The organism is Pantoea sp. GCM10028869 (assembly GCF_042666835.1).
Classification (GTDB): Bacteria; Pseudomonadota; Gammaproteobacteria; order Enterobacterales; family Enterobacteriaceae; genus Pantoea; species Pantoea leporis.
Map to the genome: position 1 here is coordinate 44,263 of NZ_JBHTGO010000001.1, position 14,321 is coordinate 58,583.

Here is a 14,321-nt window from a genome sequence, read left to right on the forward strand (position 1 = left end):
GGATGATGAGTGAATTAGACAATGACCCGCTGTTATCGCGCCTGATTCTGGCGGAGAAGGTGGCACGCGCCGGCGGCGCGAAGGCACTGGAGTATTTCCATCAGCGTGAAACCTTGGTGGTGGAGACCAAATACGATTTGCAGGATGTGGTGTCGCGCGCTGACCGCGAAGTGGAGCAGATGATCGACCAGCAAATTCGCGCGCAGTTTGCCGACGACGGTTTCCTCGGCGAAGAGTACGGATTGCAGGAAGGTTCATCGGGTTATACGTGGGTGGTCGATCCGATCGACGGTACCAGCCCGTTCCTTAACGGCATGCCGAACTGGTGCGTGTCCGTGGCGGTGCTGCATGACGGCGTGCCGGTGATTGGCGTGATTTTCGCGCCCACTTATCAGGAGTGCTACGTGGCGGCGATGGGTCAGGGCGCCACGCTCAACGGCAAGCGCTTGCAGGTGGATGCGTCGCGCACGCTGCAAAATCATGTCACCGGTTTTGGTGCCAACAGCCACGTCAGCCCGGATGAAGTAGGAAAAATCCTCGCCTCGCTGCTGGCGGCGGGTGGGAATTTTATTCGCATTGGGTCCGGCGCATTGATGCTGGCGTGGGTCGCGGCTGGGCGCGTGGTCGGTTATTACGAACCGTACATGCATGCGTGGGATTGCCTGGCCGGTTATTGCCTGGTGAAAGAAGCGGGCGGCTGGTATCACCCGTTCAATACCGAAGGTGAACGATTGTTGAAAGGCGCACAGGTATTGGCGGTTGCGCCAGGCGCGGAAGCGGATTTGAAGCGGATTGCCGGGTTGTGATGTTGGTTGCGGTCGCCATTGAATGGCGACCTTCTATCAAACCAGAATAAATTCCCGGTAACCCGACCAAATCACATAGATGGCGAAATAAACAAAAATCAACGCCGAAGCAAGATAGGAATACTTCAACAAACGCTGCCCCAGCAGCTTGCCGCCCATGCTCCCTACCAGGCACAGCACGCAGGTCCACACTACGCCCGCAATAAAGAAGCCGCCAAGAAACGATGAGGTTGCCGCCGCGCTGCCGTGTCCCATGCGAGAAATCAACGCACCGCCGACGCTGGCAAACCACAAAATTGCAGTCGGCGATGACATCGCCAGCATCACGCCACGACTGAACTCGCGCAGCAGCGATCGATAGGGCTGTTGTTCGGTTTCCGGCAGTGCAGCCTGCTTTTGCAACGCCGCATACAGCATTTTCCCGGCAAACCACAGCAGCATCACACCGCCGCCAATCCACAATACCCAGCGCACGGCGGTGAATTGCAGCACTATCGCCATGCCCGCCAGCGCCAGCACCGCATAGATTAAGTCACCAATGCAGGTGCCAATCCCCAACCAAAAACCGTGAAAATAGCCGCGCTGCATCGCCAGCGTGATCATGGCGATATTGGCGAGACCAATATCAAGGCATAACGACAAACTCAGCAGAAAACCATTTGAAAACTGCAGCATAGCAACGTCAGCATCCCTGGCATGTTAATAGGGCTGTATTAAAGCATGCAGGAAAACGCAGTAATAATAAGAATTACGCATTTGTGCTATTCCGGCTGCCACGTTTGGAGGTAATCGTGCTCTACCGGCGGATAAATCCCCGATAATGTGAACACGATCACGCCTGTTCGCCGCGAATCAAAGCAACCCCACTATAGTCGTTATGCGGCCTGCAGCATTAGCCGCAATCACAATAAAAAATCCAACTCTGCGAACGATTTTTATAAAGAACATTCCGATTATGGTGGGTACCACAATGAAAAATCACAATAAAACGGTGTCTGGCGGTATGGCGTCACGTTTAAGCGTGGCATTATCGCTAGCTGTTTTCACATTAGCGGGAAGTGCAATGGCAACTGCAGCGGAACATCATAACCAAACGGCTTTAGTGGGCACATGGACCAGCATCCCGGATGCGCCGTTAGTGCAAAATCCAGGTCATCCCAGCGAAGGTTTATACCGTTTGAAGGTCAATAGCGACGGCACGCTGACGCCGCTCGATTTCATCAAAATGAAAAGCCCATCGTGGATTGTGAAATCGCACGATGGACGTTTTGCCTATACCACTAACGAAGAAAACGCCGGTGCCGTCACTGCACTGGCGATTGATCACGGCGGCGAAGTGCGCGTGATTAACGCGGTGGATAGCCACGGCCAGCAGCCGACGCATGCCACCATTAGCCCGGACGGGAAATTCCTGTTTGTCGCCAACTACTCGGTGGCTAAAGGCGGTGCCAGCGTGGCGGTATTCCCGATTCATCACGACGGTTCGCTCGGCGAGCAGGTACAGAATTTCCCGTTCGCCAGCGGCAGCGGGGCAGTGAAAGATCGTCAGGATAGCGGGCATGCGCACTCCACCACCTTCACTCATGATGGCAAATACCTTTACGCTGCAGATCTCGGCGGCGACAAACTGCACGCTTATGCCTATCACGCGGGCAACGCTCAGCCGCTGCAAGCGGATACTTCACGCGATGTCACCTTCCCGGCCGGATCGGGCCCGCGCCACATGGTGTTTTCACTGGATGGTAAACACGCCTATGTCATTACCGAAATGGCCGGTGAAGTGGTGGTGTTTGCGGTTAAGGACGATCGTCTGCAGCAGCAATCTAGCGTCAAACTGAATACGGAAAACAGCAGCGCCGAGTATCGCAGCGGCGGCGGCATTATCCTCAGCCCGAACGGCAAATTTGTGATAGCCGCTAATCGTGGATCGGATAACAGCTTAGTGGTGTTCCGCATTGAGCAGGATGGTTCACTGGGATCGCCGGTGCGCTATAAAGCGGATGGCATTGAACCGCGCGCTTTCGCCTTTGATGCCAGCGGCAAATACCTTTATGTGGCGAACGTGTTTACCAATAACATCACCCTGTTCCATTTCGATGAACAGAGCGGTGTGCTGAAAGCCGCGGGTGAAGTGGCGAAGATTGCCACGCCGACGGATATTAAGTTTTTTAATTGAGTGTTATTGAGGTCGCCATGAAGGGCGACCTCGCACCTAATTGGTGCCCATTGCCATTTAACAGTGCGCACGTTGTCGTAGCGGCGCGATTTATCGCGCAATGAATCGCGCCGCTACGTGAATGTGCAGAGTCTAATTAATTTGGCCCACTTCTTGCTTTATTAAAAACAACGCCCCAACGATGTGGCAACCCTCTTTTCAATGCAGACAGCGCCGTCTGTAGATCGCTTTTATTCTCTCCGGCCTCCCGGAAACACTCCTGTTTGATCCTTCTCTTTTCAAGAGGTTGCTATGGCTATTAGTCGTCGTTCATTTATCCAGGGTTCAGCCGTTTCGGCATTAGGCTTGGCTGCAGGCGTTGCGCCTCAATTCTCTTTCGCCGCCGACAGCAAAGACGCCATCAAAATCGCCAGTATTCTCGACTTATCCGGCGGGCTCGATATTTACGGTAAGCCGATGTCGAACGCCATTAATCTGGCGGCAGAAGAGATTAACGCGGCGGGTGGTTTATTAGGTCGACCGTTGCAGGTGATTAATTACGATGCGCAATCCAATATGCAGCTTTATGCGCAATATGCGCAGCAGGCGGCGCTGAAAGATAAAGTGGCGGTGGTGCATGGCGGTATTACCTCGGCCTCGCGTGAGGTTATTCGTCCGGTATTGGATCGTTTTCGTTCACTCTATTTTTATCCGGCGCAATATGAAGGCGGCGTGTGCGATCGCAATTACTTCTCATCCGGTTCTACGCCAGCACAAACCGTGGAAAAGCTGGTGCCTTACGCGGTGAAGAAGTGGGGCAAAAAAGTCTACGTGCTGGCGGCGGATTATAACTACGGCCAAATCGTCTCGGCGTGGGTGAAAAAGTCGGTGCACGATAATGGCGGTGAAGTGGTAACGGTTGAATTCTTCCCGCTGGATGTTACCGATTTTGGTGCGGCGATCTCTAAAATCCAGAGCGCCAAACCCGACATGGTGTGGTCAGCGCTGGTCGGTGGCGCGCACATCTCCTTCTATCGCCAGTGGCATGCGGCTGGTATGAGCGGCAAGATCCCGATTGCCTCCACGGTGTTTGGCGGCGGCAACGAACATATCATTCTGTCGCCGGAAGAGAGCAACGGCATTCTGGTTGCCGCCAACTATATGCAGGAAATCCCCTCACCGGAAAACAAAGCTTTCGTTGAGCGATTCCATGCGCGCTACGGCGCCAATACGCCGTACATCAGCGACCTGGCGATGGGCGCTTATCAGGGCATGTTGATCTGGGCGGAAGGGGTGCGCAAAGCGGGCGATATCGAGCGCATGAAGGTGATCGAGGCGCTGGAGTCCGGCGTCACGCTGACCTCGCCGAGCGGCAAGCTGAGCGTGGATCCGGCCACGCATCACTGTTCGCTGGATGTGCATATCGCCGAAGTGGAAAACCATCAGATGAAAATTCTGCAAACCTTCACCGATCAAGCGCCGGTGGATACCGCGATGGTGTGCGATCTGAAGAAAAACCCGCGCGATACCAAACAGTATCAAATTGAGCTGTGACAGGAGCCGCTATGGATCTGTTCATTATCTACGCCATTGAAGTGCTCAATGCCATCGCCGTGCTGGTGATCATGAGCGTCGGGCTGGCGGTGGTGTTCGGCATGATGAAAATCGTCAATATGGCGCACGGCGAATTCATGATGCTTGGCGGCTACAGCGCCATTCTCGCCACCAATCAGTGGGGCGTGCCGATCTGGATCTCGATGCTGGTGATTGCGCCGCTCACTGTGGGGGTGTTTGGCGCGGTGATTGAGCGCGTAATTATCCGTCATCTGTACGGGCGGATGATCGACACCATGCTGGCGACATGGGGGCTGAGTCTGGCACTGATTGGTGCCGCCACCATGCTGTTCGGCAATACCACGCTGGGCATCAGTTCACCGCTGCCCAGCGTCAGCATCGGCAGCTACAGCACCAGCGGTTATTCGCTGTTCATGATTGTGTTTGCGATCGGCTTGCTCGGCGCGCTGTGGTTGCTGTTGCGCTTCACCACTTTAGGTTTGTGCGCGCGTGCCACCATGCAGAATGCGCGCATGGCGGCGGCGCTCGGCAGCAATCCGGGCAAAATCTACAGCCTGACGTTTGGCCTGGGCGCAGCGCTGTCGGGTTTAGGCGGCGCGCTGTTAGCGCCGATTACCGGCGTGATCCCGACCATTGGCGTCAGCTTTATCGCCAAAGCCTTTATCACGGTGATTGGCGGTGGTAGCGCCATCATCGCCGGAACGCTCTCCGCCTCGACGTTATTCGGCACCATTTCGCAGCTGGTGACCTACTTCTCCACGCCGGTGTTTGGTGCCGTCGCGCTATTGCTGAGCGCCATTGTGCTGCTGCGCTTGCTGCCGCAGGGCATCACCGGACGCTTCTTCAGGAGATCGCTGTAATGAAACTGTTCTCGGAAAAGATCCAGATTATCGTCATCTCACTGGCGATGGTGCTGGTGGCGCTGTGGCTGTCAGGCGCGATTGAGCTCTACACCTTGCTGTCGCTGACGGTGTTTCTGGTGATGGGTTTGTTGTCGCTCAGCCTGGCATTCATCTGGGGCTACGGCGGCATCCTGTGCTTTGGTCAGGCGGCGTTTTTCGGTTTAGGGGCCTACACCTATGCGATTTGCGCTATCAACTGGGGCGATTCGACCTGGGCGGTGGTGATGGCGGTGCTGCTGCCAACGTTGTTCTCGCTGTTGCTCGGCTATGTGATTTTTTATGGCGGCGTCAGCGATGTCTATCTCGGCGCCATCACGCTGGCGGTGAGTCTGGTGCTGTTTAACTGGGTCAACTCCACCTCCGGCAGCGAATACCACATCGGCGAGGCGTTGCTGGGCGGCTTTAACGGCATTCCTTCGGTGCCGACGCTTAACCTGCCGTTCCAGCCGGAGGCGATCTTTATGGTCACCGCCGGATGTCTGGCGCTGTGCTACGCCTTGCTGAAGTTCGTGCTGCTGAGCCGTTTTGGCAAAACCGTGGTGGCGATCCGTGAGAACGAGCAGCGCGCCGGATTGCTCGGCTACAACGTGCCGGCGCATAAATTGGCAACCTTCGCCATCGGCGCGGCCATTGCCGGACTGGCGGGCTGTTTGTACGTCAACTGGGGCGCCTTTGTTAGTCCCGGCGTGTTTAGCATCAGCCAGTCGGCGCAGATCATCATCTGGGTGATTGTCGGTGGCCGCGGCACGCTGCTGGGTCCGGTGATCAGCTGCGTGCTGTTGCAGTGGATGGTGACGCGGCTGGGTGCGCAGCAAACCGTGGATGTCAACTTAGTGCTCGGCGTGATTCTGGCGGTGTTTGTGTTGCTGATTCCAGGCGGCATTCTGCCAACGTTGCAGCGCCTGTGGCGGCGCAAGCGTCCCGCCGCGCCTGCCAGCCGCGCGCAGGTCAGTGAGGTGAAACCATGACGGCCAACGTGTTACTGGAAACCCGCAAAATGGGCGTCAGTTTTGGCGGCGTGCATGCGGTGAAAGAGGTGGATTTCACCCTACGTGAAGGTGAGTTGCGCTGCCTGATCGGCCCTAACGGCGCAGGCAAAAGCACTTTCTTCAAGATGCTGAGCGGCCAGGTCACGCCGACGCGCGGCGAGTGCCGCTATCGCGAACAGGTGATCTCCGGCAAACGGCCATGGGAAATCGCGCGTTTGGGGATTGGCATTAAAACTCAGGTGCCGAGCGTGTTCGAAGGCTTAAGCGTGCGGGAAAACCTGTGGCAGGCGGCAGCAAATAAGCTGGCGAAAGCGGCGCTGCCGGCGGCGATAGAACAGGTGCTGGAGGATATCGGTCTGGTCGATCTGCAACATGCGGTGCTCTCGGAACTGGCGCACGGTCAGCGGCAGTGGGTGGAGCTGGGGATGATCCTGATCTCCAAACCGCAGCTGGTGCTGCTGGATGAACCGGCGGCGGGTATGACGCATCAGGAAGTGCGCAAAACCGCGCAGCTGATCAAGGCGATTAATCAGCAGAGCACGGTGGTGGTGGTGGAACACGACATGGAGTTCATCAGCATGATTGCGCAGCAGGTGACGGTGTTTAACCAGGGCGCGGTGCTGGCGGAAGGCAGCTTCCGCGAGGTGACGCAAAATCCGCGGGTGAAAGAGGCGTATCTCGGCAATCTGGAGATTAAACATGCTTGAAATTAAAGAGATGGTCTCGGGCTACAACAAGATTCCGGTGCTGAACTTATCCGAGCTGTTTGTCGGCGCGAAGTCGTTTACCGGCGTGCTGGGCCGCAACGGCATGGGCAAAACCACGCTGCTGCGCACCATTATGGGCGAACTGCCGGCCTGGCAAGGCCAGATCGCGCTGAACGGCATCGATATTACCCGTTATCAGGCGCACCAGCGGGCGGTGGCGGGCATCGGTTTTGTGCCGCAAGGCCGACAGATTTTCCCGCAGCTGACGGTTGAGGAAAATCTGCGCATGGGCTGCGTGAAACATTTTTCCCGCGCCGGAGAGATTATCGAGCAGATGCTGGCGTATTTTCCGCGCCTGAAACGCCTGCTGGCGCAGCCCGGCGGTGCGCTATCAGGCGGCGAACAGCAGCTATTGGCGCTGGCGCGCTGCCTGTGCGGCCAGCCGCAGCTGGTGCTGCTGGATGAGCCAACGGAAGGGATTCAACCGAATATCTGCGAGGAGATCATCGAGACGTTACGACGGCTGCGGCATGAGATGGATATTTCGATCATTCTGGTGGAGCAGGATATCGAGTTTCTATACGCGCTCTCTGACCAGATTCATGTGATTGAAAAGGGGCAGATTGTGCAGAGGATCGATCCGAAAACCCAGTCGAGCGCTAGCGTGGCGGAGCAGTTTTTGGGGTTTCATGCTTGAGTTGTTTTGCAATTGCCCTCACCCTAGCCCTCTCCCGCAGGCGGGAGAGGGGACAGATTGAGCGGGCTCGTATATGGCAGTGTCTCCCTTTCCCTGTGGGAGAGGGCCGGGGTGAGGGCATCAGCGCGCAGCGGACATTGTCCGCCCTGACACAGCACCCGGCAGCATCAGCAAAGCGTTAACGCATCCGCTCGCTTACTGTGAGCTTTCCTCATTCAGGATGCGCATAGGGTGAACCATGACTGAACAATCATTACTGGCAACGCTTTCTGGTGTCCGGCTGCATATTTTCCATCCTGATTCACAGAGCGTGCGCGCGTTTTGCGCCTCGCTGACGCAGCTGGGCTGTCACGCGCAGCACAGCTGGCCGCCTGCCGCGTCACTTTCCACGGATACGCAGCTGCTGCTGGTGGCGATCGATATGCATCAGCAGCCACTGTTAACCCCGCTGTTTATCAGTGCGCGCGAGAGGGATATTCCCATCATCGCGCTGGCGGATAGCCACAACGCACGGCTGTTTCCGCTACTGCTGCAACTCCAGCCGAATGCCATCGCTGCGCGTGAGCTCAATCCGTTTGCCTTGATTGTGCAAATGATTGGCACGCTAAAAACCGTGCGTCATCAGCAGCGGTTGCGTGCGGTACAGCAGGCGCGTCAAGCGCGTAATGAGCGACTGGCGCAGGCCAAAAGCGTGCTAATGCAAACCTTCGGGCTGGATGAATCGGGGGCGTACCGCTTGATGCGCCGTGAAGCGATGAACACGCGCAGCAGCATGGAATTCACCGCCGAGCGCGTGATCACCACGCTACAAAAGTAGCGGCGCGTCCGGCTGCCGTAACAGGCTGCTGGGCGTATAACCAAAGGTTTTGCGGAACGCCAGGCTGAAGTGCGACATATCGCTGAAGCCGTGATCCAACGCCACCTGGGTGACATTGCGCGCTTTGCCTTCGGCGAGAATGCGATGACACGCCTGCAATCGCTCCTGCCAGAGAAAGTTCATCGGCGTGGTGCCGTGGGCGGCAAACACCCGGCTGATAGTGCGCGGAGAGACGTGATGCGCATTGGCGATCTGCGCCACCGACAGCTCTGGCTCCTGCAGGTTGTGACGCAGAAAACTCACTACGCGTGAGTAAAGATCCGGCTTCAGCGCCTCTTCGCTGTGCTGTAAATTGACGCTCACCGAAATCATATTCAGCAGCGTGTTGGCAAACTGCTCGGCCAGAAACGGGTTCTCGCGGTCGGGATTAAACACGAACGCTTCCTGCAGCAGCAGCTTGAGCGATGCCATGCCGGGGCGCGTGAGATCCAGCGTTTTGCCCGCCAGTTTGGCGGTGGCAGGCGCTTCCTTCTCCATGATGTGACGTGGCAGATGCACGATATTGATCGCCACCTTCTCCATCGTAAAATCAAACGGCGTGGCAGCATCGTAAATCACCACATCGCCGGCGCTGACGCGTGATTGATGGCCATTCTGCCGCAGCGTGCCGCTGCCGGCGCAGACGTAGCCCAGATAGAAATCGTGATTAGGATGGCGGCGGATACATTCTGCTGTGCGTTGCCACATCAGCGCGGTATGCGATACGTGATTGGCAATATCCATGTGACCGAGCATCGAATAGGCAAAGCTGCCGGAAAAAGTGCCTGAATGCATCTGTCGCGCTTGGGCGTTGATCAGCCGCGAGCACACCGCATCACGCCAGGCATCGAAGCGATGACGGTTATCGAGATCGTCGGTGGTGAAAAGCTCTTTCATATCAGCATCCCCTAAACATGGCGAAAAAGGGCGGAAGTCAGGAAGTTGAAGCAAGTTTCAGGCCATGAGCGGGTGAAATGACCGCCCCGAAGCTATCGGGGCGGCAAACGACGCAGATTTACAACGCAGGATGCTGATTATGCCAGTCGGTGACCTGCTGGAAGGCCCACGCGCCCTGAATCATGGTGGTTTCAGCGAAATGTGCTGCCACCAGTTGGAAGCCAATCGGCGCGCCGCCTGCGGTTTTGCCGCACGGCAGGGTGATGGTGGGATGACCGCTGGCATCGAATGCACTGGTATAGCGCAGCACGCCGTTAAACAGTGCCTGATCGGTACCAAAACGGGTCATGGTGTCCCAGGTCAATCCGGCATACGCGGTAGCCGGTGCCAGAATCAGATCAACCTGAGTAAAGAGCGCGGAGATATCGCCGCGCAGCGCCGCACGGCTGAGTAGCAAACGTTGATACTCCAGCGCGGTGACGCTGTGACCGAGATCCAGCAGACCAGCCAGGCCCGGACCGTAGTGATCTTTCTGCGCCGGATAAGTGTCTTCATGCGCCAGCGCAGTTTCCACGGCGCAGAGTGCGCTCCACTCGGCGGCGGCTTTTTCGGTATCGGGCAAGGTGATATCTACCAGCGTCGCGCCGAGCGAACTCAAGGTGGCGATCGCCGATTGCAGCGCAGCACGCGTCTCCTCGTCGACTTTCTCCAGCGCCCAGCTTTTATCAACACCGATACGCATCTTGCTGATGCCGCGCGTCATCAGCGCCAGATAATCGGGCACCGGCTCGCTGCTGGAGGTGGAATCTTTATCATCGCGACCGGCAATCGCCTGCAACATGGCGGCGGCATCGGCGGCGTTACGTGCCATCGGGCCGATATGATCCAGTGATGCCGCCAGTTCACAGGCACCGTGACGCGTGACGCGGCCCCACGTCGGTTTAATGCCGGTCAGGCCGTTGGCGTTGGAGGGAAAACGAATCGATCCGCCGGTATCGGTGCCAATTGAGCCGAAGCATAACCCTGCGGCGGTGGCGACGCCGGATCCGCTGGAGGAAACGCCGGTCCACAGCGCGCTGCCCCACGGATTATTGGGCCGGGTAATGTCGGGATGGTGATCGGCGAAGGCGCTTTCGGTTTGCGTCAGCTTGCCGAGAATCACCGCCCCCGCCGCGCGGAAGCGCTCCACCACGGTGGAGTCTTCGGTTGGGTAACGATCTTTGTGGATGATCATGCCGTGGCTGGTGGGCGCGTCTTTGGTCCAGATCAGATCTTTGAGCGCGATTGGCACGCCGTGCAGTGGACCGCGCATTTTGCCTTGGGCTATTTCAGCATCGGCTTCAGCCGCCTGTTGCAGCGCACTGTCGCGCATCACGAAGAAGTAGCTGTGTAAGTCGCGATCGAGCGTAGCGATGCGCGTCAACAGGGTTTGCGTAACTTCTACCGAAGAGATTTCGCCCGACTGAATCAAGCGGCCAATTTCCAGCAAGCTTTTGTAATGCAGATTATCCATCGTGACCTACCTCGTGAGTGAGAGATGTGTTGATGAATAACCTAAGTCACTGCGTGAAGTGCGGCTGTGTTTAGGCGGACAGATGGTATGTCAGAACTGCCAATCCATTTCCCTCACCCCAGCCCTCTTCTGCAGGCGGGAGAGAGAGCAGACGGTGCACAATCGGTTCCCTCTCCCGTTTATGGGAGAGGGTTACGGTGAGGGTAAAAAGCATTAAAGCAGCTGAACATTTCGCCGATAAATTTCAGGAATAGTACACAACGAGGATTATTTTCATGCTAAATGGGATTGGCAGCAGCGTACTGAGAAATTTAATCGCATCGAATGCGGTGGTGACGCCGGCGGTGAACAACAAATCCGCGCAAAACGCTCTGACGGCGGAAGCGTCGACCAAAGTCACCTTCAGCGAGGCGAGTGATGCCATCGCCGCGATCTACAAAATCGAGCCCGCGCAGGTCAAGAGTTCCGTCGATGTCACCAGCAGCTTGCAAGCGCAGCTCAACGGTGCCGCGCACGCCAGCGGCGTCGGCATGAACGGTCTCGGCAGCACCTTATTAAGTAATCTGGCCAGCCATCGCGGCGACGTAACCTTAAGCGTGCCAGCGACGGAAGCGCTGAACGGTGCGCGGAGCAGCAGCCAAAGTGCGCTGGCGCTGACCATCACTACCCAATCTGGTGTGCAGGTGAGTTTGCAGATGACGCGTCAACAGGGCGGCATGGTGGTGGAGCTGAAAACCAGCGGCGGCCAGCTTAACAACGTTGAAGCGTCGGCGATGGGCCAGCTATCCGCCGGTTTGCAGAAGGCGCTGGATGGCCTGGATGGCAGCACCACCAAACTCGATATCAGCGATCTGATGAAGTTCGACACTTCAGTGTTGAAAAGCGTCGATTTGAAGACCGATCTGCGTAATGGCAATAACGTCACGCAGTCGCTGAACTTGCATGCCGACGATCAGGCGCGCTGGCTCGGCTTCCACAACGGCGATGTCAGCATCAAACTCGATACCGATGTTTCGAAACTGACGCAGGCGGGCAGCGCGGCACAGCAGGCAGCGGCGCTGGATCAGTGGAGCAGCAAATTTGATCAGGCCGCTTCGCGCGGTCACGGCGATAGCGACATGCTGACGCTGTTTAAAGACAGCTTCCGCGCGCTCAATACCACCGAAGGCAGAGCGGCTGAAAGCATCAATACGCAGCGTGTGAAGTCGATTGATGCCAATGCGGCGAAGAACGGCGCAATCAGCGGACTGGCGGACTTCTCGGCGAGCTATCAGCAGACGCCGGTTTCCGGTAATCCGTATAAGCCGGAAGAGCAAGACACCTTCTCCCTGAACGTGGCGCAAAAAACCGCTACGCAAACGCATGGTGATACCCAGGATTTGACCCAGCAAACGCTGTTTAAACTCAAGGCCAGCTTCCACACCGCGCTGGATTCTGTCTCAGCGGCGAAGCTGACCGAACAGAAGTCGTCGCAAAACTATAAGTATCATTTGATCGATGATGAAGAGCGCAGCCAGACCTCGGTGACGCAGAATAAGAAAGGGGATTTGACCGCGAATTATGCGCAGCAGCTAACGCAAAATGAGACGGTGAAAACCTATCAGCTGGCGAAGTTAATCGATAGCGTGCAGATTCCGCATAGTGTGAAAAGCGAATCCACCCGCAGTTTCGCTGCCGCGCAGTTTGATGCGCAATTAAATAATTAATATTTCGCGCCGCTACATTATTTGCGGAATTAAACTTTTCTTAGCGTTATTTGATCTTAAGAATTACTCGCCGCTTTTTTATACTCGCTAATTGCCCGCAGCGCCGCCGCTAGCCTGTTGTTGTGCTTAAATAAATCCATAGCTTAATAATGGAAACACATTGCCGGATATAGCATAACCGCGCTATTTACTTGCTTTAACCCCGCTGATTATCATCGCTTTCAATCCGTTATTCATTCCACGGCCTGCTGAGTTTTTCAGTGCAGGCTTACACTTCGCTGTGCAGTAAAAGTGAAATCAGCTATGACGCAAAACAGTGACGAGATTATTAACCGCGCAGCGGTATTAAACAGCGATGAAGAAGCCATCGCCGCCGCACGCCATCTGGCCGGGCAGGCGAAAAGTGGCGCAGTCGAGCGCGACCAGCAGCGCATTTACCCCATCGCGCTGCTCAACCAGTTCACCGCGTTGGGACTTGGCAGCATCAGCGTGCCGCGCGAATTGGGTGGTGCGGGTTTGTCGTACCAGACCATGGCCGAAGTGTTTCGTCTGATCTCCGCCAGCGATCCCTCGCTGGGGCAAATCCCGCAAAACCACTTTGGTCTGATCCAGTTCATCCTTGGCGAGGGTTCTGCCGCGCAACAGCAGCGGCTGCTGAGCGCGGTGGTGCAGGGCAAACGTCTGGGCAACGGCGGACCGGAGAAAAACACCAAACATACGCGAGACGTACAGGCACAGCTAGTGACAACGTCACAGGGCGTGCAGCTCACCGGCGAGAAGTTTTACTCTACCGGCGCGCTGTTCGCCGACATTCTGGTCACCACGGTGATGCACGATCAGCAGCCGAAAATGGCCTTTATTCCGCTGCCGACGCCGGGCGTGGAAATTGTGGATGACTGGTCCGGTATTGGCCAGCGCACTACCGCTAGCGGTACGGTGAAGTTGCATCAGGTTGTGGTTGATCCCGCGTTATTGATGTCGTTGCCTCCCGCTGAAAAGCCGACGCTGCGCGGCGCAGTTTCCCAGCTGATTCAGGCGGCGATTGATGCGGGCATTGCGCAAGGTGCGCTGGATGAGGCGCTGGAGTTTGTGCGCAGCAGCTCGCGACCCTGGGTGGATGCCAATGTCAGCCGCAATGCCGACGATCCCTACATCCTCGCCGATGTGGGTCGCATCAGCACCGAACTGAGCGCCGCCAACGCGCTGCTGACGCGTGCTGCCCGCGTACTCGACAGCATCGATCAACAGGCGCTGACCGCCGAAAACTGCGCACGCGCATCGATTGCGGTAGCGGAAGCCAAAGTGCTGACCACCGAAGTGGCGCTGCGGGCCAGCGAGAAACTGCTGGAATGGGGCGGCAGTCGCGGCACCTTGCTGCGCCACGGTCTCGATCGTCACTGGCGCAATGCGCGCACCCACACGCTGCACGATCCGGTGCGCTGGAAAACTCATGCCATCGGCAACTATTACCTCAATGATGCGCTGCCTGCGCGTCATGCGTGGATTTAAGGAGCGACC

The 14,321-nt window shown here is 56.9% G+C and carries 13 protein-coding genes; 10 read left to right on the top strand and 3 right to left on the bottom strand.

Annotation, left to right across the window (positions count from 1 at the left end; all coding sequences use genetic code 11):
- The first annotated feature begins 5 nt into the window (after positions 1–5).
- Positions 6–806 (top strand): inositol monophosphatase family protein, encoded by an 801-nt coding sequence (locus tag ACFQW4_RS00190; protein ID WP_101761717.1) that lies wholly within the window; start codon positions 6–8, stop codon positions 804–806.
- A gap of 36 nt (positions 807–842) precedes the next feature.
- Here ACFQW4_RS00190 and ACFQW4_RS00195 read toward each other — a convergent pair whose 3' ends face one another.
- The gene (locus ACFQW4_RS00195) at positions 843–1,481 is read right to left on the bottom strand and encodes a LysE family translocator (protein ID WP_101761716.1); all 639 of its coding nucleotides are present in this window, start codon (positions 1,479–1,481) and stop codon (positions 843–845) included.
- Positions 1,482–1,869: 388 nt separating this feature from the next.
- Here ACFQW4_RS00195 and ACFQW4_RS00200 point away from each other — a divergent pair, with 388 nt between their 5' ends.
- The 7 genes from ACFQW4_RS00200 to ACFQW4_RS00230 all read left to right on the top strand — a co-directional run bounded on the left by ACFQW4_RS00200 (position 1,870) and on the right by ACFQW4_RS00230 (position 8,648).
- Positions 1,870–2,982, top strand: coding sequence for a lactonase family protein (locus ACFQW4_RS00200; protein ID WP_217548450.1), 1,113 nt, complete (start codon positions 1,870–1,872; stop codon positions 2,980–2,982).
- A gap of 291 nt (positions 2,983–3,273) precedes the next feature.
- Complete coding sequence (locus ACFQW4_RS00205) at positions 3,274–4,515, top strand: ABC transporter substrate-binding protein (RefSeq protein ID WP_377723014.1); 1,242 nt, start codon at positions 3,274–3,276, stop codon at positions 4,513–4,515.
- An 11-nt stretch (positions 4,516–4,526) separates the two neighbouring features.
- Complete coding sequence (locus ACFQW4_RS00210; protein ID WP_192234635.1) at positions 4,527–5,396, top strand: branched-chain amino acid ABC transporter permease; 870 nt, start codon at positions 4,527–4,529, stop codon at positions 5,394–5,396.
- On the top strand, positions 5,396–6,406 hold the full coding sequence (locus ACFQW4_RS00215) for a branched-chain amino acid ABC transporter permease (RefSeq protein WP_377723017.1): 1,011 nt from the start codon (positions 5,396–5,398) through the stop codon (positions 6,404–6,406). The genes ACFQW4_RS00210 and ACFQW4_RS00215 overlap by 1 nt, the downstream gene beginning before the upstream one ends.
- Positions 6,403–7,134, top strand: coding sequence for an ATP-binding cassette domain-containing protein (locus tag ACFQW4_RS00220; RefSeq protein WP_137387268.1), 732 nt, complete (start codon positions 6,403–6,405; stop codon positions 7,132–7,134). Before ACFQW4_RS00215 ends, ACFQW4_RS00220 begins: the two co-directional genes overlap by 4 nt.
- A complete protein-coding gene (locus ACFQW4_RS00225; RefSeq protein WP_101761710.1) occupies positions 7,127–7,831 on the top strand; it encodes an ABC transporter ATP-binding protein in 705 nt (234 codons plus the stop codon). Before ACFQW4_RS00220 ends, ACFQW4_RS00225 begins: the two co-directional genes overlap by 8 nt.
- 238 nt (positions 7,832–8,069) lie before the next feature.
- Positions 8,070–8,648 carry an ANTAR domain-containing response regulator gene (locus ACFQW4_RS00230; protein WP_377723020.1) on the top strand — a complete coding sequence of 193 codons (579 nt, stop codon included), beginning with the start codon at positions 8,070–8,072 and terminating at the stop codon, positions 8,646–8,648.
- Here ACFQW4_RS00230 and ACFQW4_RS00235 read toward each other — a convergent pair.
- Both ACFQW4_RS00235 and ACFQW4_RS00240 read right to left on the bottom strand, forming a co-directional pair.
- Positions 8,637–9,584 carry a helix-turn-helix domain-containing protein gene (locus ACFQW4_RS00235; protein WP_377723022.1) on the bottom strand — a complete coding sequence of 316 codons (948 nt, stop codon included), beginning with the start codon at positions 9,582–9,584 and terminating at the stop codon, positions 8,637–8,639. The two genes, ACFQW4_RS00230 and ACFQW4_RS00235, sit on opposite strands and share 12 nt — an antisense overlap.
- 118 nt (positions 9,585–9,702) lie before the next feature.
- Positions 9,703–11,097: an amidase gene (locus tag ACFQW4_RS00240; RefSeq protein WP_377723024.1), complete on the bottom strand. Its 1,395-nt coding sequence runs from the start codon at positions 11,095–11,097 to the stop codon at positions 9,703–9,705.
- Positions 11,098–11,372: 275 nt separating this feature from the next.
- Between ACFQW4_RS00240 and ACFQW4_RS00245 the strand changes: the two genes are divergently transcribed.
- Both ACFQW4_RS00245 and ACFQW4_RS00250 read left to right on the top strand, forming a co-directional pair.
- On the top strand, positions 11,373–12,803 hold the full coding sequence (locus tag ACFQW4_RS00245; protein WP_377723026.1) for a hypothetical protein: 1,431 nt from the start codon (positions 11,373–11,375) through the stop codon (positions 12,801–12,803).
- Positions 12,804–13,106: 303 nt separating this feature from the next.
- A complete protein-coding gene (locus ACFQW4_RS00250; protein WP_377723028.1) occupies positions 13,107–14,312 on the top strand; it encodes an SfnB family sulfur acquisition oxidoreductase in 1,206 nt (401 codons plus the stop codon).
- Positions 14,313–14,321: the final 9 nt, after the last annotated feature.